This window comes from Neobacillus sp. NPDC093127, from assembly GCF_044754175.1.
GTDB lineage: Bacteria > Bacillota > Bacilli > Bacillales > Cytobacillaceae > Neobacillus.
The window spans coordinates 85,539-103,511 of sequence record NZ_JBIVOP010000013.1 but is presented as its reverse complement, the minus strand read 5'-3'; the positions used below and the strand labels follow the sequence as shown (position 1 = coordinate 103,511).

The 17,973-nt window shown below is 43.0% G+C and carries 16 protein-coding genes, 2 pseudogenes and 1 riboswitch; of the genes and pseudogenes, 16 read left to right on the top strand and 2 right to left on the bottom strand.

Annotated features, from left to right (window positions below; translation table 11 throughout):
* The first annotated feature begins 123 nt into the window (after positions 1-123).
* Complete coding sequence (locus ACIQCO_RS17800; protein ID WP_400430723.1) at positions 124-1,152, top strand: ATP-grasp domain-containing protein; 1,029 nt, start codon at positions 124-126, stop codon at positions 1,150-1,152.
* A 58-nt stretch (positions 1,153-1,210) separates the two neighbouring features.
* On the opposite strand, the gene ACIQCO_RS17795 is transcribed toward ACIQCO_RS17800, so the two are convergent.
* A complete protein-coding gene (locus tag ACIQCO_RS17795) occupies positions 1,211-1,585 on the bottom strand; it encodes a nucleotide excision repair endonuclease (RefSeq protein WP_400430721.1) in 375 nt (124 codons plus the stop codon).
* A gap of 327 nt (positions 1,586-1,912) precedes the next feature.
* On the opposite strand from ACIQCO_RS17795, the gene ACIQCO_RS17790 reads away from it, so the two are divergent.
* Together ACIQCO_RS17790 and ACIQCO_RS17785 are read left to right on the top strand one after the other, a co-directional pair.
* Positions 1,913-2,494 carry a TerD family protein gene (locus tag ACIQCO_RS17790; RefSeq protein WP_400430719.1) on the top strand — a complete coding sequence of 194 codons (582 nt, stop codon included), beginning with the start codon at positions 1,913-1,915 and terminating at the stop codon, positions 2,492-2,494.
* Positions 2,495-2,696: 202 nt separating this feature from the next.
* On the top strand, positions 2,697-3,092 hold the full coding sequence (locus ACIQCO_RS17785) for a hypothetical protein (protein ID WP_400430717.1): 396 nt from the start codon (positions 2,697-2,699) through the stop codon (positions 3,090-3,092).
* Between the two features lie 73 nt (positions 3,093-3,165).
* Here the strand turns inward: ACIQCO_RS17785 and ACIQCO_RS17780 are convergent, their stop codons facing one another.
* Positions 3,166-4,230 (bottom strand): putative glycoside hydrolase, encoded by a 1,065-nt coding sequence (locus ACIQCO_RS17780; protein ID WP_400430715.1) that lies wholly within the window; start codon positions 4,228-4,230, stop codon positions 3,166-3,168.
* A 111-nt stretch (positions 4,231-4,341) separates the two neighbouring features.
* On the opposite strand from ACIQCO_RS17780, the gene ACIQCO_RS17775 reads away from it, so the two are divergent.
* From ACIQCO_RS17775 to tenA, 13 genes and pseudogenes are all read left to right on the top strand, one after another.
* The gene (locus ACIQCO_RS17775) at positions 4,342-5,856 is read left to right on the top strand and encodes a helix-turn-helix domain-containing protein (RefSeq protein ID WP_400430713.1); all 1,515 of its coding nucleotides are present in this window, start codon (positions 4,342-4,344) and stop codon (positions 5,854-5,856) included.
* A gap of 189 nt (positions 5,857-6,045) precedes the next feature.
* Positions 6,046-7,719 carry a urocanate hydratase gene (hutU, locus tag ACIQCO_RS17770; protein ID WP_400430711.1) on the top strand — a complete coding sequence of 558 codons (1,674 nt, stop codon included), beginning with the start codon at positions 6,046-6,048 and terminating at the stop codon, positions 7,717-7,719.
* Between the two features lie 21 nt (positions 7,720-7,740).
* Positions 7,741-9,033 (top strand): imidazolonepropionase, encoded by a 1,293-nt coding sequence (gene hutI / locus ACIQCO_RS17765; RefSeq protein ID WP_400430709.1) that lies wholly within the window; start codon positions 7,741-7,743, stop codon positions 9,031-9,033.
* Positions 9,011-10,003 carry an agmatinase family protein gene (locus ACIQCO_RS17760; RefSeq protein ID WP_400430707.1) on the top strand — a complete coding sequence of 331 codons (993 nt, stop codon included), beginning with the start codon at positions 9,011-9,013 and terminating at the stop codon, positions 10,001-10,003. The genes hutI and ACIQCO_RS17760 overlap by 23 nt, the downstream gene beginning before the upstream one ends.
* Before the next feature lie 335 nt (positions 10,004-10,338).
* Positions 10,339-11,382, top strand: coding sequence for a hypothetical protein (locus ACIQCO_RS17755; protein WP_400430705.1), 1,044 nt, complete (start codon positions 10,339-10,341; stop codon positions 11,380-11,382).
* A 106-nt stretch (positions 11,383-11,488) separates the two neighbouring features.
* Positions 11,489-12,601, top strand: a complete 1,113-nt coding sequence (locus ACIQCO_RS17750) for a glycosyltransferase family 4 protein (protein ID WP_400430703.1) — start codon at positions 11,489-11,491, stop codon at positions 12,599-12,601.
* Entirely contained in the window at positions 12,601-13,383 is a 783-nt protein-coding gene (locus ACIQCO_RS17745; protein ID WP_400430701.1) for a HipA family kinase, read from the top strand. The genes ACIQCO_RS17750 and ACIQCO_RS17745 overlap by 1 nt, the downstream gene beginning before the upstream one ends.
* Before the next feature lie 275 nt (positions 13,384-13,658).
* On the top strand, positions 13,659-13,898 hold the full coding sequence (locus tag ACIQCO_RS17740; protein ID WP_400430699.1) for a glutaredoxin family protein: 240 nt from the start codon (positions 13,659-13,661) through the stop codon (positions 13,896-13,898).
* 226 nt (positions 13,899-14,124) lie between these two features.
* A riboswitch (TPP riboswitch) is annotated at positions 14,125-14,233 on the top strand.
* 78 nt (positions 14,234-14,311) lie between these two features.
* Positions 14,312-15,130, top strand: coding sequence for a hydroxyethylthiazole kinase (thiM, locus tag ACIQCO_RS17735; protein WP_400430697.1), 819 nt, complete (start codon positions 14,312-14,314; stop codon positions 15,128-15,130).
* Position 15,131: 1 nt separating this feature from the next.
* Positions 15,132-15,950 carry a bifunctional hydroxymethylpyrimidine kinase/phosphomethylpyrimidine kinase gene (gene thiD / locus ACIQCO_RS17730; protein WP_400430695.1) on the top strand — a complete coding sequence of 273 codons (819 nt, stop codon included), beginning with the start codon at positions 15,132-15,134 and terminating at the stop codon, positions 15,948-15,950.
* On the top strand, positions 15,947-16,591 hold the full coding sequence (thiE, locus tag ACIQCO_RS17725; protein WP_400430692.1) for a thiamine phosphate synthase: 645 nt from the start codon (positions 15,947-15,949) through the stop codon (positions 16,589-16,591). The genes thiD and thiE overlap by 4 nt, the downstream gene beginning before the upstream one ends.
* Before the next feature lies 1 nt (position 16,592).
* Positions 16,593-17,099 (top strand): annotated as a pseudogene (gene thiW, locus ACIQCO_RS17720) (energy coupling factor transporter S component ThiW).
* A gap of 239 nt (positions 17,100-17,338) precedes the next feature.
* Positions 17,339-17,970: pseudogene (gene tenA, locus ACIQCO_RS17715) on the top strand (thiaminase II).
* The last annotated feature ends 3 nt before the right edge of the window (positions 17,971-17,973 follow it).

The window sequence follows — 17,973 nt, the reverse complement described above, 5'->3', positions numbered from 1 at the left end:
AAGTTCATTCGGTGCCTGACACCCTGTGTGATTTGTAATAATATTGCTAATTTAAGATTATAAAATGGTTCTAGTTGGCGCATAATGGGAAAGGTCTGAACTACAACATGAAAGAGGATAAAAATGAAGATTTGGTTTAACCGCTGGTTTACAACAGTTTCGCATTACATTGATAGGATACGGGCTAATGAAGATAGGCGGAAATTTATTATCTATGGAACACATCCTAATAAAGATGCGCTCTATTTACAAAATTGTGATTTCGCCTTCGTGGAACCCGATATATATGGCCATGACTATATAGAGTTTTGTCTTGATTTTTGCAAAACGTATGGGATCGACATTTTCATTCCCCGGAAAGAAAATGTGCTTATTTCTAAACGGCTCGCGGAATTTGAAGCACTCGGTGTCAAGGTGTTGTTCTGTCCAGATGCTGAACTAATGGAGACGATGGATAATAAAGCTGCCGCATACCAAGTGTTATCAAATGGACCGCAAATTTTTTCCCTTCCTGACTACTATGTTGTCAATACGGTTAGGGATTTTAAAAAGGCTTACACGCTCCTTAAGGAAAAAGGCCATAATGTTTGTTTCAAGCCTGTGGTTGGGGAAGGGGCAAACGGCTTTCGCGTGATTAAGGACGAGATCGAGTCAATCAATCAGCTTTTTCATCATGGGATTGGTTATCGAATTCCCTACAGCTATGCTTGCGAGATATTAGCTCAGCAGGAAACCTTTCCCTATCTAATGGTTCTGGAGTATCTAGAAGGCAGGGAATATAGCATCGATTGCCTTGCTTCGAGTGAGGAACTGCTGGCTGCCATTCCAAGGATGAAGGGGGATGGAAGGGTGCGGGAGCTTGTTGAAAGCATGGAGCTAATCGAATTGGCACACAGGTTTCATCATGAATATCGATTGCCCTATATTTTCAATATCCAGGTGAAGTATAACAATGGGGTGCCGAAGCTGCTGGAAATCAATCCGCGCATGAGCGGGGGAATGCACGTAAGTTGTCTCTCTGGCATCAATATTCCTTACCTGGCGATTAAGATTTTATTGGGTGAAAAAGTAGAACCTTTGAAGCCGCAATTTGGCATTCGCGCGAGTCATATTGAAAAAGAAATGATTCTTAAAATAGCTGATATTAGTTAAAAAAAATGACAAGCGCAGGTTTTCGAAGATTCGGACCTGCACTTGCCACTATAGAGAATTACTTATAGAAAACCTTGTCCACATTGTATTTTGCATGAAGAGTATTAATGGCATAGGTCTCGTAAATTTCTCGCTCCATCGGATTATCGACAACAATGACGGCAATCTTGTAAACTTCATCTCGATACGATTTAATTGGGGAAACAGTATCTTCAAAATGCCGCTTTACCCGTGGTCTTAATTTTCTGGCTTTGCCCACATACATTAATTCGTCATCAGCGTTGAAAAATAAGATGATTCCGCCCTTATCCCTGGGAATCTTATTGTAATCTGTAAAGCCGTATACACTGCTTAGCGGTGCTTCAACCTTTTCGCCAACTTGGTTCTTTTTCGTAATCACGATATCCGGATTAGGTATTTCAATTTTTATCATTTGAAAGAATCGCTCCCTGCTTAATATAAACGGTAAACCCGTTTTGCTAATAGTTCATTATAGCATAACTATCATATTCGAAGTTTGACTTTCTTAATTTAACCAAATTTCTCTGCTCTTAACCTGGTTGGAGATGAAATGACAGGATAATCATGAATATAATGGTAGCAAAATATGGCTGATTTTTGTACACTTAAGAAAGGTATTGTAATTTTAGGATTTGATATATTTTTTGTCTATAATCAGTAGTGTGGGTTTATTTTGTTATTGGCTTTCTATTTTAATTAGAAAGTTACATAAATAAATAAAATTTGAAAGGGTGTTTTTATGGCAATCTCATTGTCTAAAGGTCAAAAGGTAGATTTAACGAAAACGAATCCAGGTTTGTCGAAGGTCGTTGTTGGTCTTGGCTGGGACACAAATCGCTATGATGGCGGCAACGATTTCGATTTAGACGCAAGTGTATTTTTACTAGATGCTAATGGCAAATGTGCTTCAGACCGTGATTTTATTTTCTATAATCAGCTTGAAGGCGGAAATGGTTCCGTAATACATACAGGTGATAACCGCACGGGTGAAGGGGAAGGCGATGATGAGCAGGTTAAAGTTAGCTTAACTGCTGTTCCTGCTCAGGTGGAAAAAATCTCGTTCGTCATTACGATTCATGATGCTGAAGCACGGGGCCAAAACTTTGGACAAGTGTCGAATGCATTTTGCCGAATTGTAAACGAAGATACCAATCAAGAAATCATTCGTTACGACTTGGGAGAAGATTTCTCCGTTGAGACTGCCATTATCGTTGGGGAACTATACCGCCACAACGGCGAGTGGAAATTCTCTGCAGTCGGTTCGGGCTACCAAGGCGGCCTCGGACGCATCGCCACAGACTTCGGCCTAAACGTAGGCTAATCGGCACACAAAAAAATACCTAAAAAAGGACAGCAGGCTGTTAATAACAACCCGCCTGTCCTTTTTTCTTTTGAAGATTTTTTCTCTCTGAAGATTATTTCCTTTTTTTTGGTGTCCGTTCCACGTGGACAAATGTCTTTTTGTGGTGCCTGACACCCTTGTTGTGGTAAAATTATTTCCTATTGGGAAGGGAGGTTTGCAGTTGAGGTTTTTTGTTAGGTCACAGGTTCTTGGTATTTTATTTGCGCTTTTTTGGGTTGTTTACATAAATATTTTGGCGTTTATGGATCAGCCGGGCCGCGCTATGCAATATATTAACTGGTTTGTTTACGGGTTTGGCTTTTTGTTTGCCATTATTTATTTTCTAATCACCAAATATTTAATTGGCCGTAATTGGCGGGCAGTTCCACTTATCCTGATTCCTTATTTCCTTGTTTACCAGCCTATGCTCCACCAGCTTCTATTTAGCCTGGTTCATGATGGGTATGGGATGACTGTCAAGTTTCTTTCACTTTCAACGGGAACCATCAATTTTATGATGGTGCTTTTCGGCGTTATTTTCGGGATTATTTTCTCTGGGCGACAACCGAAATCCTAGAAACTCATATTTTCCACCAGCCGATTCAAGAAAAAAGGCCAAATACCTATCAATTGTGTATTTGGCCTTTCTATTAATAAGGTGTATAATCGACGTTTTTTGTATAGCTGTTGGCGGCGTTCCATAATAAAAATTCATTGATTCCCTGCGCATGCAAGCCGCGAATCTGATCTTCGATTTCTTGTTTGCCGTACACCTTATAATTCCCTTTTCCAAGCCAGGCAGCAGTAAAATCCTGGAGCCAAGGCCTCGATGTTGGCGGTGCCGCAAGTTTCTTCAGGCGGTTATTTTCAACCTTTGCATACTCTTCCACCAACCGGTAGGGCTCTAAATCAGGTTTGGCAATCCCGAAACTGCCTGTCCAATGACTGGGATAGATCATTGCCGAAATCACATCCACATGCTGAGCGATTGCTGAAAAATTCTGTCCGATCCCGCTGGCTTCCGGAATCACCGTGGCATTCCCAAACGTATCAACAGACATCTTCACTCCATAAGGCTTTAATTTTTCCTTTGCATATTTAACGAATTCAGTCACAGCTGCAGCGCGATTGCTCCCTTTTCCAGTGTAGGAAAGCGGACCCTCAATCGATTCAAATTTCTCAGGGAATCTGACATAGTCAAATTGGATTTCCTTAAAGCCAATGTTAGCAGCTTCAATCGCCATCCCGATATTATAGTCCCAAACCTCTCTATGAAATGGATTGGTAAACGAATCGCCGCGCGAACTCCGCCAAATCCCTTGCGCGTTCTTAAGAGTCCAGTTAGGGTTCGAATTCGCTAGGACCTTGTCTTTAAAAACAACCATTCTTGCGATTGGGTAAATATGATTTTCATTTAACGTCTGAATCAATCCTCGAGGATTTGTAATATAAGGACGACTGGCAGCATAGTACGGTGATTTTTTTCCAGGATTGAACGTGAGATTGCCATTGTCATCCTTAATATCAATAACCATTGCATTTAGGTCGGTGCGGTTGACAAGGTTTAGTAAATGATTGAACTGAGGACCACTTGTATTCGCGGCTTTGATGTAAATGCCCCGAACCGGTTCATTCCATTCAAAGGTGTTTGCAAACGCTAAATTAACGGGTAAGAAAGCGGCAATAATGACTGCAAAAATAAAAATCCTGCGCACGTGTCTCACTCCTTGGTTTTTGTTCTTATCGTTCACACATATGAAAGAAATCATTCATATCGTGATGCTTCATGGTTTTATGTATAATTGAAAGGAAGGGGTGAGTGCCTTATGGAAGGTAAGTGGTTGATTGCTGATCGGGATTTGAATGAGCGCGAGGGGTTAAAATGGCTGTTGAAAACCTCTTCGATTCCTGTGACGAACATTTTTTTGGCGTCGGATTTTCAGGAATTTATCGTTATGTTTGAGAAAGAAACACCTGATGTTGTCCTAATGGAACTCGATATGATCAGTAAAGAAGAGTGGACAACCTTTCGAGAACTGATGCAGATTTACGCCCCCGTTTTATTATTAACGAGTGCGGAAGCAACCTTTGAAAAGGCGCGCTTGGCGATTGACATGCAGGCACTTGATTTGATGATAAAACCTTTTTCTACCACCAAAGTAAAATCAGCCTATCAAAAAGCATCACGAAAACTAACTGCAAAAAATAGTACGGGTGGAAGCTTCCATTCCAGCTATTATCATAAAGAAATTTCCTATGAAGCCTTATTTCTCTCCCAGGCGGCTAGCACAGAGAACTACCACATTGCGGCTTTTCAAACGGAAAGTAACGAAACAATTGACACGCTGCATTCTTATTTAACGGAATATCCTTTCAAAGATATACATGGTATCCTCCCTTTGAGTGATATGGTTATCGTTTTATTTCAAGAAACATGTCCGAATATAACAGAACAGTGCCAAAAAGCGATGAGAAGGTGGGAGGAGGAGTTTTCTGACCCGCTGGCGATTGTGATCCATAAGGGGCAATCCCAAACACTTACCTTAAATCAAAAATACTTGCAAACTAGAAAAATGCTCGAGCTCACCTATTACAAGGGGTATCAGCAGATCGTGGAGTTTGACAATCCGCCGGATTGGGTTCACACCGATCCCTTTTTAACGCCGCCAGAACAGCGTGAATGGGTCGACATGCTAGCAAACTTTGCTTTGGAAAAAATAAAAAAGTGGCTTTATGACGAGTTTTTACAGTTAAATCATCCTTTTCCAGAACCGGGCTTAGTAAGAATCAGGCTGACTAGTATTCTCGCTCAAGTAAGAAGATTCATGAAAACATATAACCTCAATGAAGACCAGGATTTTGATCGGGAATACCGCTATATTTTCAATTCGATTTTATATGACACCGTTCTTTATCGGACCGTTCAAAACCTCATTTTGTTTAATCAAAGACTTTTTGTGGGTGCCAAAACAAGCATTCAAAATCTGAAGCAGGATCCGATTGAACGGGCAATGTCGTTCTTGGAGGCGAATTTTTCCAAGAGCAGCCTTCGTCTTGAAGATGTTGCAAAATATGTGGACCGCAATCCTTCCTATTTCAGCCATCTGCTTGCATCGAGCACAAACTCAAGCTTTACAGATGTTTTGGCCGGCATCAGGATAAAGGAAGCGAAACGGTTATTATTGGAGACAAACAAGCCGGTTAAAGAAATATCTGCACTTGTCGGTTACCAAAATTCAAATTATTTTAGCAGAATCTTTAAGGAGCTGAGCGGGTCGTCACCGCGAGAGTTCCGAATGAAAAAAGTGACTATGTTGAACGGTGAGATGGGCTCAGTATAAAACTTGAGTCTATTTTTTTATAAAAATAATACTAATTTCTAAAAATATTATCATTTACTTGATTTGCCAAGCCCATATTATCTATCTATTGCTAAAAATACTACCGTTTATCTATGTTTTCAACGGTTTTTTTCAGAAGATTTAATTTTTATAATATAGGTAAATAAAGATAAAAAAGGAGTGGCGATAATGGAAACAAATACGGCAAAACCACGAGTGATTAAAAATTATCAAGGGACAGAATTACATGCCAAGGGCTGGATTCAAGAGGCCGCGCTGCGGATGCTGATGAACAATCTTGACCAGGAAGTGGCTGAAAGACCAGAGGATTTAGTCGTATACGGAGGCATTGGCAAGGCAGCCCGGAACTGGGAGTCGTATGATGCAATTGTGAAAACGCTGCTTGAATTGGAAAACGACGAAACCTTATTAATTCAATCTGGTAAACCAGTAGCTGTGTGGAAATCCCACAAGGATGCACCGCGTGTATTACTGGCAAACTCCAACCTCGTACCGGCATGGGCGAATTGGGAGCATTTCCATGAGCTTGATAAAAAGGGCTTGATGATGTACGGACAAATGACCGCAGGAAGCTGGATTTATATCGGCAGCCAGGGAATTGTCCAAGGAACGTATGAAACGTTTGCTGAGCTTGCCCGTCAAGAGTATGCCGGCACATTGAAACACACGATTACATTAACGGCAGGCCTTGGCGGCATGGGCGGTGCGCAGCCTTTAGCGGTCACGATGAACGATGGGGTTTGCTTGGCGATTGATGTCGATGAGACAAGAATTGACCGCCGTATTGAAACCGCTTACCTTGATGTGAAAACAACTGACCTTGATGAAGCTTTAAAAATGGCTCAAGAGGCGAAGGCGGCCGGAAAACCGTTATCGATTGGTTTATTAGGAAATGCAGCTGAAATGTTACCTTTAATGATTGAAAAAGGCTTCAATCCAGATGTCTTAACGGATCAAACCTCGGCGCACGATCCATTAAATGGCTATCTTCCAATTGGCTTTACATTAGAAAAAGCAGCAGCAATGCGTAAGGCAAACCCGGCTGGTTTTGTGAAGCTTGCGAAGCAAAGTATGGCTGTTCATGTGCAGGCGATGTTGAAAATGCAGGAAAAAGGCACGGTTACTTTTGATTATGGTAACAATATCCGGCAAGTGGCGAAGGACGAAGGCGTGGAAAACGCGTTTGATTTCCCAGGCTTTGTTCCCGCCTATATCCGCCCGTTATTCTGTGAAGGAAAAGGACCATTCCGCTGGGCTGCCCTTTCAGGTGATCCAGAAGATATTCGCAAGATTGACGAAGCATTGCTCCGTGAGTTTAAAGAAGACGAACATTTATGTAAATGGGTGAAAATGGCCCAGGAAAAAATTAGCTTCCAAGGGCTCCCGGCACGGATTTGCTGGGTTGGCTACGGCGACCGGGCCCGTTTTGGTAAAGTGATCAATGACATGGTTGCTTCGGGTGAGGTTTCTGCACCAATCGTCATTGGCCGCGACCACTTGGATGCAGGTTCTGTTGCCTCGCCAAACAGGGAAACTGAAGCAATGCGGGATGGCAGTGATGCGGTTTCTGACTGGCCGATTTTGAATGCGATGATCAATGCCGTTGGCGGCGCAAGCTGGGTGTCTCTGCACCATGGCGGCGGTGTCGGCATGGGTTATTCGCAGCACTCCGGAATGGTGATTGTTGCGGATGGAACGAAGGATGCGGAAGTCCGCCTTGAGCGGGTTTTAACGACTGACCCTGGCATGGGGGTTGTCCGCCATGCTGATGCAGGCTATGAGCTGGCGATTAAAACGGCTAAGGAAAAGGGCATCAAGATGCCAATGCTGCAACAAGACTAATAGACTGAGAGGATGTTGGAAGTGAGTAAAGCCATTTTTATCAGAAACGCGAATCAGCTTGTCACTTTACAGGGGAGCTCCCATGCTCCCCTTGTAAAGGGTGAGATGTCTGAGCTTGGCATCATTGAGCAGGGCAGTATCTGGATTGAGGACGGCGTCATACAGGCGGTTGGTAGGGACGCGGAACTGCTTGCAAAGTATGAAGCTCGTTTGGCAGAAGCGGAAGTAGTCGATGCGAGCGGAAAGCTTGTGACACCAGGTCTTGTTGACCCGCATACCCATCTTGTTTTTGCAGGGAGCAGGGAAAATGAGTTTAACATGCGCCTGCAAGGTTCTACCTATATGGAGATTATGAACGCGGGCGGCGGCATCCATGCGACGACAAGACGGACGCAGGCGGCGACACATGAAGAACTTTTTCAAGAAAGCTACGAACGACTGAATCAATTCTTGCGTCATGGCGTAACGACGGTGGAAGCAAAAAGCGGTTATGGAATGGAATGGGAAACCGAGCTTAAGCAGCTGGAAGTGGTAAAGCAGCTGAATGAAAAGCATGTGGTCGATATTGTTCCGACCTTTATGGGGGCTCATGCGATCCCGAAGGAATATAAGGATCAGCCAGATGAATTTGTCCGGCTCCTGATTGAGGAAATGATTCCGAAGGTGGCAGAACTAGGGCTTGCGGAATTTAACGATGTCTTCTGTGAACATGGTGTGTTTACACCGGAGCAATCCAGGAGGATTCTGGAGGCGGGCAAGCGCCACGGGCTGCTGGCGAAAATCCATGCCGATGAAATTGAACCATATGAAGGGGCAGAACTTGCCGCCGAAGTTGGTGCGGTATCTGCTGACCATTTATTAAAAGCATCGGAAAAAGGAATGCAGGCGATGGCTGAGAAGGGGGTAGTCGGTGTCTTGCTCCCTGGAACGGCTTACTTTTTAATGGCAGAGTCTGCGAATGGCCGGAAAATGGTTGATTTAGGGGTGCCAGTGGCATTGTCCACCGATTGTAATCCCGGCTCATCACCGACAGTATCGCTGCCATTTATCATGAATCTTGGCTGTTTAAAAATGGGGATGACACCTGCAGAAGTTATCACGGCAACGACGATTAATGCAGCACATGCGATAAACCGAGGCGGCGAAATTGGCAGTTTAGAAGCCGGCAAAAAAGGCGACGTGACGATTTTTAACGTCGAGAATTATATGAAACTTCAATACTCCTATGGAGTAAATCATACGGATACCGTTGTGAAAAATGGTCAGGTGGTTGTCAGGGGAGGGCAGTTAATTGAAGAGCTTTCTCTATTCTAAACTAAATCCAGCGAGCTTTACATGGGTGAGGCCGGAACAAGGGGCTGAAGTTTCCAAAGTGCACGAATGGATTCAACCCTTGACTACTGGCCCAGCCCCAGAGACAAGTAATGTCGATTTCGTAGTTGTCGGAGTCCCGCTTTCCCGTTCATCAATCAGCGCTTCGGGGGCATCCGAATTTCCGGACGCCTTCCGCCGCGCTTGGAAGGGTTTTACAACCTATAATCTGGACGAAGACGTTGATTTGTCGGAGAGGATTGCGGTGGATGCTGGTGATGTTCCCATGCACGTTACAGATATCCGGCGCTGTCATGAGAATATCATCGAGGCATCTGCGGCACTTCATCACCATTTTGAAGGCGCCAAGGTTTGTGCGATTGGCGGCGATCATTCGATTACTGCGATGATGGTCAAGGGCTTGCGTCAAGCGAAGCCTGCTGAAAAAATCGGCATCCTCCAGTTTGACACTCATTTTGATTTACGAGATATGACCGATAATGGACCCTCGAACGGCACACCGATGCGTAATTTGATTGAAAGCGGTGTTGTCAAGGGCACTGATATGTACAATATCGGCCTGCATGGATTTTTTAACACAAAGGATTTAAAGCAGTACGCCGATGAACACGGCGTCAACTATATTACTCTTCGAAATGCAAGGAAAAAAGGAATTGAAGAAACTGTCCGCCAATGTTTAGCGGAGCTGGCAGCAAAAGTGGATACGATTTACTTAACAGTGGATATGGATGTCCTTGATATCGCGTATGCCCCAGGGGTACCGGCCTCAACGCCGGGGGGCATGACAACCGCTGAACTGCTGGATGGAGTACTGGCAGCCGCCAGACATCCAAAAGTCAACGCCATGGACATCGTCTGCCTCGATCCGCTCAAGGACACACAAGTCCAGCCAACCGTCAAACTCGGCACCCACGTATTTTTAACCTTTTTAACAGGGATAATGTTGCGGTAGTGGGTGGTGTCAGGCACCACATATGATAGTCGGTCTCAACGCCGCTAAAATAGCAGCCACCGTTCGAAATTCTCGAACGGTGGCTTTTTGTATCGATATAGGGCTGGGTGCGAAAAAGATGCATCTTATAGTTTTTTCGTATTGTAGCCGCATGCCTATACATTTTCTTACATTCATGAATTAAATATAAAAGAGGACAAGACCGAAAAATGATAGGTTTTTATCAGACAATCTTTTGGTCAGGTCAGAAGAAAAACGGAATTAGTTAATTAGCTTACGATTAGCAATTGGACAACGATTGTCTGCTAATTAATTTAGTATTAAAGGAGGTTAATATGGATATTAATCAACTGAAAGATTGGACAAAAGATATCCGAGTTCTAAATGTGGCAAACGCGGACGTGGAAGTAGAGAATAATACTCCTCTAATCATGCTCGGTAAAGGCCGTCAAGGAGCGGTTTTTCAAGTTTCTGACGATATTTGCGTGAAAGTGTTTGGTAATGCTGAAGATTGTGACCGGGAACACTATGCCTTATCGCTAGGACAGAAGACAGAGCTTTTTCCGAAAATACATGCAAAAGGGCCGCTCTATATTGCGATGGATATTATTAGAGGGGTCGATGTGCGTGAATACCTGCAATCCCAGCCACTAACACGGGCACTTTCTTCCAAACTAATTGAGATGTTAATCACATTTAAAGAAATCGGTTTTGAACGGATTGATCATCATAAGCGGCAAATTTACGTCCAAGAAGATGGCAGCTTAAAAGTGATTGATGTGGCCAGAACGGTTTGGCGCGACCGTGTTTATCCGTATCCAAGGAAATTATTGAATTCATTAGGGGAAGAAAATAAAGCATTATTTTTAACACATGTTCAAGAATTGGCTCCCGAGTTATACGAGGAATGGCTGCACTACATCCGGCTGGAAGAGATATCCCATCAAATTTACCAAGTACTACTACCGGAAAAGCCTAACAAAGAGACATTGAAAAATCTCAGTAAAAAGTTGTTAACAACCGAGGATGAGCAAAAATACGTTAATCAATTACAAGGCTTAGTTCAAAAGGTGTTCAAGGAAGAATGGGTCAAAACGATGCTTGCTCGCGGAAAGGACCCTGAAGCTGTAATGGAAAAAATCGATCAATATTGGGATTCACTTGAGCAGGAACTAAAACAAGGCAGGGATCGAGGCAGAGATCGAGGCAGAGATCGAGATAGGGATCGAGACAGGGACAAAGGCCGTAAACAAGAAAGACGGTATGAAGGGGAAACCCGGCGCTCTCATGATAAACATCACCATGGTGGAAAACGGTATGAAGGGGATAGACACCGTGTACGTACAGTTGGTAAGCGCAAAAGCCGGCACCACAAATAAATTACCTGCAGAGCCTGGGGAAATTGACCATTATTAAGATGACAGGCAAAACACAAAAGCCATTCTCAATGAGGAGGGGAACCCAATAATACAAGGAGCTGACAAAATGAAAGTACTTGTAATCTGGCGGCTGCTCACTGTTGGCGGTGTCAATGCCGGATGGCGAAATCGTTCGATTTATTTTAAAAAGAAGGGAATTGAAACTGAGTTTCTTTATACGACCGACCACGGCGGGCTCCATATTATGCAGGATGTCGCTAAAGTTTATTTAACAAAAGATAAAAACGAGATTATTAACATTATCAAGGACAATGCCTATGATGCCATCATAGTCGTCGACACGGGGGCCGCCTATAAATGGATTCGAAAGGCCAAATATAAGGGTCCCGTTTTAATTGAAGCTCGCACACCTGAGCTGATCAAGCTTCAGCCCCATTTAAAAACCTTCAATGGAATTCAGCCGGAACTAATTATCGTTCCTTCACAATATCAAAGGCGTTTGGTTTCTATTCTTACTGAGGACATCCCTATCCACGTTATCCATAATGGCGTTGATACGTCTTTTTTCCGAGCCTTATCGAATGAGGAAATTGATTACGAGAGCATACCCAAACTTCCCACCGGTAAAAAGATCATCGGCTGGATTGGCCGTCTGGACAAACGGAAAAACTGGCCAATGTTGATTGAGGTCGCCAAAAAGATAAACAGCGAACGTGATGATATTGAAATTTGGGTCATTGGCGGAGCGCAAAGTGTCCAGCGTGAAGAATTCGCCGCTGTATGGCAAGAGGAGGAACTCACTGAAATTATCAAGTGGTTCCCTGTCATTCCCTATCAGCAAATGCCTCATGTATATGCAAAAATACGTCAATCAGGCGGCTGCACACTCGCCACTACGAAAGCAGAATCATTCGGCAATACCTTTATCGAATCAATGGTATGCGGTGTGCCTGTAGTTGCCTCCAATATTATGCCAATTAACGAACTTATCGTAAATGGTGAAACAGGACTGCTTTATCGAGGACAAAATGTCGAGGATGCTGTCAATCAAATTTATGGTATTATCAACGAACCAGAAATCCATCAACAAATGTCACAGGCTGCCATTCAAAGGGTGGAAGAGATGTTCGCGATTCAAGTGGTAGCGGAACAATATATTCGCTTATTGCAAAAATTAGTCAAGGCGGATACTCTTGGTCATGACGAGGTGAAGCCTTAATGATCGAACCCCTTACTTATCTTAGGAAACTAGAAGGAAAATCGAATGCTCATTTAATCACTTTTAGTGATGGTAAAGACTATGTCGTGAAATATTTTCAGCCTGGTTTTGAAAAATCATTACCAAATGAATGGGTCGGATATGGCTTAGGAAGATACCTTGGACTCCCGATTCCCTTTGCGAAAATAATCGAAATTCCACCAGAATTCTCTGCACAAGTGCCAGAGCTTAGTGAGATGAGCCTTGCACAACATCAATTTGCTTCGTTGTATATTCCCAATTGTTTGGATGGACATCAGGTTTCCAATGTTAGCCAGATTATCAATCACCAGACGTTAGCAGGAATCATTCTATTAGATTACTGGCTTTGTAATCGGGACCGCACGAGGAAGAACATTCTTTTGCGAGAAGAAACCGCGAATTCTTATCGGTTAGCGATTATTGACCAGGCCGAAATTTTCGGATCCTATAGCTGGAATCAATTTGATCTAGAAACTCTCCCGACTGAATTGCTAAAAAGTACAACCCATCAAATAATGGCTTCCTTTATTGAGGATGAGACACAATTTATCGAGCAATTGGAGTTAATTCAAACCATTCCCATTTTATTAATAGAGGAAATCGTTGAAGTAATCCCTGATGACTGGAATGTGTCAAAGGATGAAAAAAAGGCGATGGTCACTGCCCTAGTGACAAGACGTAAAAGAATACTGCCGGATTTAATGAATAAATTTATCAAAAAAATATACCAGCCCATACATGAAAACTGCCAAAACGGTTAAAAGAAGGGGTGTCAGGCACCACAAAAAGACACTTTCGGCAAAATGTCCACCCCAGGTGGACATTTTGGTTTTTTTTGTAATTTATTCGAGTGATCCTCGAGAATTTGATGTGATTTGTTTCTTTTGTACTGCTAATATAGTATTTTATTGGTCATCGTTTATAATGTAAATATTGCTTGGGAAAGCGCAAGAACTGACAATTATCGAGTTAAGGAGTGGCATTCCCAATTTCCTGCATAACATACGAAAAACTTAGAAAGAGTGGAAAATGAAAAATGAAAAAACAGGTTATCGTTTATACGACAAATGACTGCATAGAATGCGATATGGTCAAAAAAGTACTAACACAGGAAGGGATTCCATTTGAAACCAGAAACGTGTTTGCCAATTCTCAATATCAAAAGGAAGTGGAGAAACTTGGTTTTATGGGTGTCCCAGTTACAGTGGTTGATCATCGTGCGGTTAAGGGGTTTACAAATGAACTAAAAGAGCTTATGGATTTCGCGAAAAGCTAAAAAAGGAAATGGATATATAGCTAAAGGATGAAACTTAATATGATGAAATAGGTTTCTAATCAAGGCGACTGCATGAACAAAGACGATTTTAAAAATAAACGGTTCGAAAATGTTAGTTTTATCCTGCAATGTTTTTAAGCTTTTTCCCAAAAGAGCTTAATCATTGGAATAATTTCCTTTACATCCAATTTATTTAGCGCTAATATGAACATAATTTAATATGTGATGTATCTACTAGGGGTGCCCTGTATTCAGGCTGAGAGAAAACGTTTAGTTTTTAACCCTTCGGACCTGATCTGGGTAATACCAGCGTAGGAAAGTAGTCGAGTGAAGTGATTTTATTCTCATGCTTACTAACCAGGTCCTTTTTGGGGGATCTGGTTTTTTTATTTTTAAAAAAGGGAGAGATTAAAATGGAAAAAATCAAATTATCTGAGACTTTACAAAAAGTAAGAAAGGTAAACCCGCTTGTCCATAACATAACAAATGTTGTCGTCACGAATTTTACGGCAAATGGGCTTCTTGCCCTCGGTGCATCACCAGTCATGGCCAACGCCATCGAAGAGGCAGCAGATATGGCACAGATTGCTAGTTCACTAGTTTTGAATATTGGAACGTTAAACCCACAGTCGGTGGAGGCAATGATCCTGGCTGGAAATGCCGCTAATAAGCACGATATTCCAGTCATTTTTGACCCGGTTGGCGCGGGTGCTACCAGGTATCGAACCGAAACCGCACAAAAAATCATGAACGAAGTCAATGTTTCAGTGATTAGAGGGAATGGGGCCGAAATCGCCAATGTTGTTGGCGAGGATTGGGAAATTAAGGGCGTTGATGCAGGAGATGCAAAAGGGAACCTCCTTGATCTCGCCACCACCGCTGCCCAAAAATTAAATTGTGTCGTCGTCGTAACCGGAAAGGAGGATGTCGTGTCAGACGGGGAAACGACATATACAGTTGCCAATGGACACCCGATTTTGACAAAAGTAACAGGTACCGGCTGCCTATTAACTTCTGTAATTGGAGCTTTTGCGGGAGTGGAAAAGGATCTGCTCACGGCATCTGTAGCTGCTCTAGCTTACTATGGCATTGCGGCGGAACAGGCAGCCGAGAAAACAGCGGAGCTGGGGCCGGGCAGTTTCCAAATCGAATTTTTAAATCAATTGTCATTGGTTTCGGGAGATGAAGTTAATTTATATGCTTTATTTAATAAAATGAGCGGAGGAATGTAATATGAAAAAGGCATTAACAATTGCGGGTTCCGATTCGGGCGGCGGGGCTGGGATTCAGGCTGATTTGAAAACATTTCAAGAATTAGAGGTTTACGGCATGTCGGCTTTAACTGCTATCACGGCCCAAAATACATTGGGAGTTCATGCGGTATATCCGATGACGGTTGAGGCAGTTGCCAAACAGATTGAGGCCATCGGGGAGGATATCGGTGCAGACGCGGTGAAAACAGGAATGCTTTTTAGCGCAGAAATCATCGAGGCCGTTTCGGAACAACTCGTAAAATATCAATGGGAGAACGTGGTTGTTGACCCTGTGATGATTGCAAAAGGCGGTGCCTCCTTGCTCCAGCAGGAAGCCATTTTTTCTATGAAAAAGAATTTATTGCCGCTGGCTAAAGTGGTGACTCCGAATATTCCTGAGGCGGAAGTGCTGACTGGCATGGTGATTCGGACATATGGTGATAAGAAGGAGGCAGCCAAACGACTTTATGAAATAGGTGTGAAAAATATCGTTATTAAAGGCGGTCATGATGAAAATAAATCTGAATCAACAGATTTATTATTTGATGGTGCCGAGTTCTACACTTTTACAAGTAAGCGTATCCAAACAAAGAATACACATGGAACAGGATGCACTTTCTCATCCGTCATTACTGCTGAATTGGCTAAAGGCTCCAACGTTTATCAAGCTGTTTTAACAGCGAAGGATTTTATTCAAGCAGCAATTGAAGATGAATTAGTGATTGGTCAGGGAAATGGACCCACAAACCACTGGGCCTATCGAAAAAGAAAATACATAAAGGAGTTGGCTGGGTCATGAAAGACTTGCGTGAGGCATTAAGTGTTTATTTTATCATGGGCAGTACGAACTGCAGGAAAAATCCAAAACAAGTATTAGAGGAAGCCATCGCAGGTGGAATTACCCTTTTTCAGTTCCGTGAAAAGGGAGAAGGGGCATTAACGGGAGTTGAAAAGCGCGCACTTGCCAAAGAACTCCAGGCAATCTGCCAAGAGCACCAGATTCCTTTCATTGTCAATGATGATATTGAACTAGCACTAGAGATTGAGGCAGATGGTGTTCATATCGGGCAGGAGGATGAGCCAGTGAAATTAGTGAGGGAAAGGATTGGCGATAAGATCCTTGGTGTTTCTGTACATACCAATGAAGAGGCAATGATCGCCCTAAGGGATGGGGCTGATTATTTCGGGATTGGACCTGTTTTTCCGACAAAAACGAAGTTGGATGCAAAGCCGTCGCGTGGGACAACACTCATTCAAGCATTAAGAAACGAGGGTTACACCGTTCCGATTGTGGGTATCGGCGGAATCACAAGTGAAAATGCTGCTTCTGTCATTAAAGCTGGAGCAGATGGCGTTTCCGTGATTACTGCCATCAGCCAGGCAGATTCACCAATGGATGCAGCACGTGTATTAAGAAACATTGTTGGGGAGGAAAAATGAAATGAACAAAACGTATAAACTGACGCTTACGGCAATGATGATTGCAATTGGCACGATTTCCAGTTCCATGGTATCTATTCCGATTGGATTTACAAAGGTCTTTCCAATACAGCATTTTCTAAACGTTTTGTCAGCAGTGTTATTAGGTCCCTTTTACGCTGTCGCTCAAGCCTTTTGTGTCTCCCTGCTCAGAAATATGATGGGAACCGGTTCCATGTTTGCCTTTCCCGGAAGTATGGTCGGGGCATTGCTCGCATCGATATTATTTTTAAAAACTAGAAAAATCTATTTTGCTTTCATTGGCGAAGTAATTGGAACGGGAATTATCGGTGCGATTCTCTGTTAGCCTGTTGCAACACTTTTACTTGGAAAAGAAGCAACCCTTTTTGGATTCATCCCCTTATTTATCTTTAGCTCGTTCGCCGGAGCTCTGTTGGGGTTGGTGATTTTAACGATTTTTTTAAGAAAGAAAGTTTTAATCAAGGCAGGTCATTCAATTAAAAACTAAGCACACGTTAAAATATGGTTGGATGTGCAGATTCGCCGATAGGACCTCAAAATTCGCCGATAGAAACGACAAATTCGCCGATAGGACCTCAAAATTCGCCGATAGACGGATTAGGTCGTTAGAACAATTGAGATTTTTCGGAAATTCGGTGCATGGAGAAGCAATATTAGAAGTTAAACGCACAAAATGGGGGAGTTATCATGAAATTTTCGCTGTGACTACATGAAAAGGTAAAAGAAATTTGGGAGAAAACTCATCAGCACCCCTTTGTTGTCGGGATTGGCAAGGGCGTCCTCCCTGTGGAATCATTCATCCGGTATATGAAGCAGGATTACGTGTTTTTAATCGACTATTCCAAGCTGTTTGCATTGGGTTCGGTTAAAGCAAGGGACCTCGACACAATGGCAGTTTTTGCAAAGCTGCTCCATGAAACATTGCACAGAGAAATGGAATTGCACAGAGGGTACGCTGCCAAATTCGGCATTACCCGACAACAGCTGGAGGAAACAAAGCCATATCCCATCAACTTAGCCTATACACGGTATATGCTGAATGTCGCTCAAAACGGGACGCTTGAGGAATTAACCTCCGCGCTGTTTCCTTGCATATGGAGCTATTGGGAGATTAGTAAGATGCTAGCAGATAACTATCCAACTGCTAGTGAACATCCACTCTTGGTGATTGGATAAAAATGTATTCCTCAAACGAATTTGGTTCACTAGCCATTTGGCTGATTGAGTTGTTAGATCAATTGACAGGAGGAAAGCCAGAACGGGAGTTAGCGATTTTAGAAGAGCATTTCCTGACGACCTCCCGCTTTGAATACATGTTCTGGGATATGGCTTACGAGGGAGAGGATTGGCCTGTCTAACCC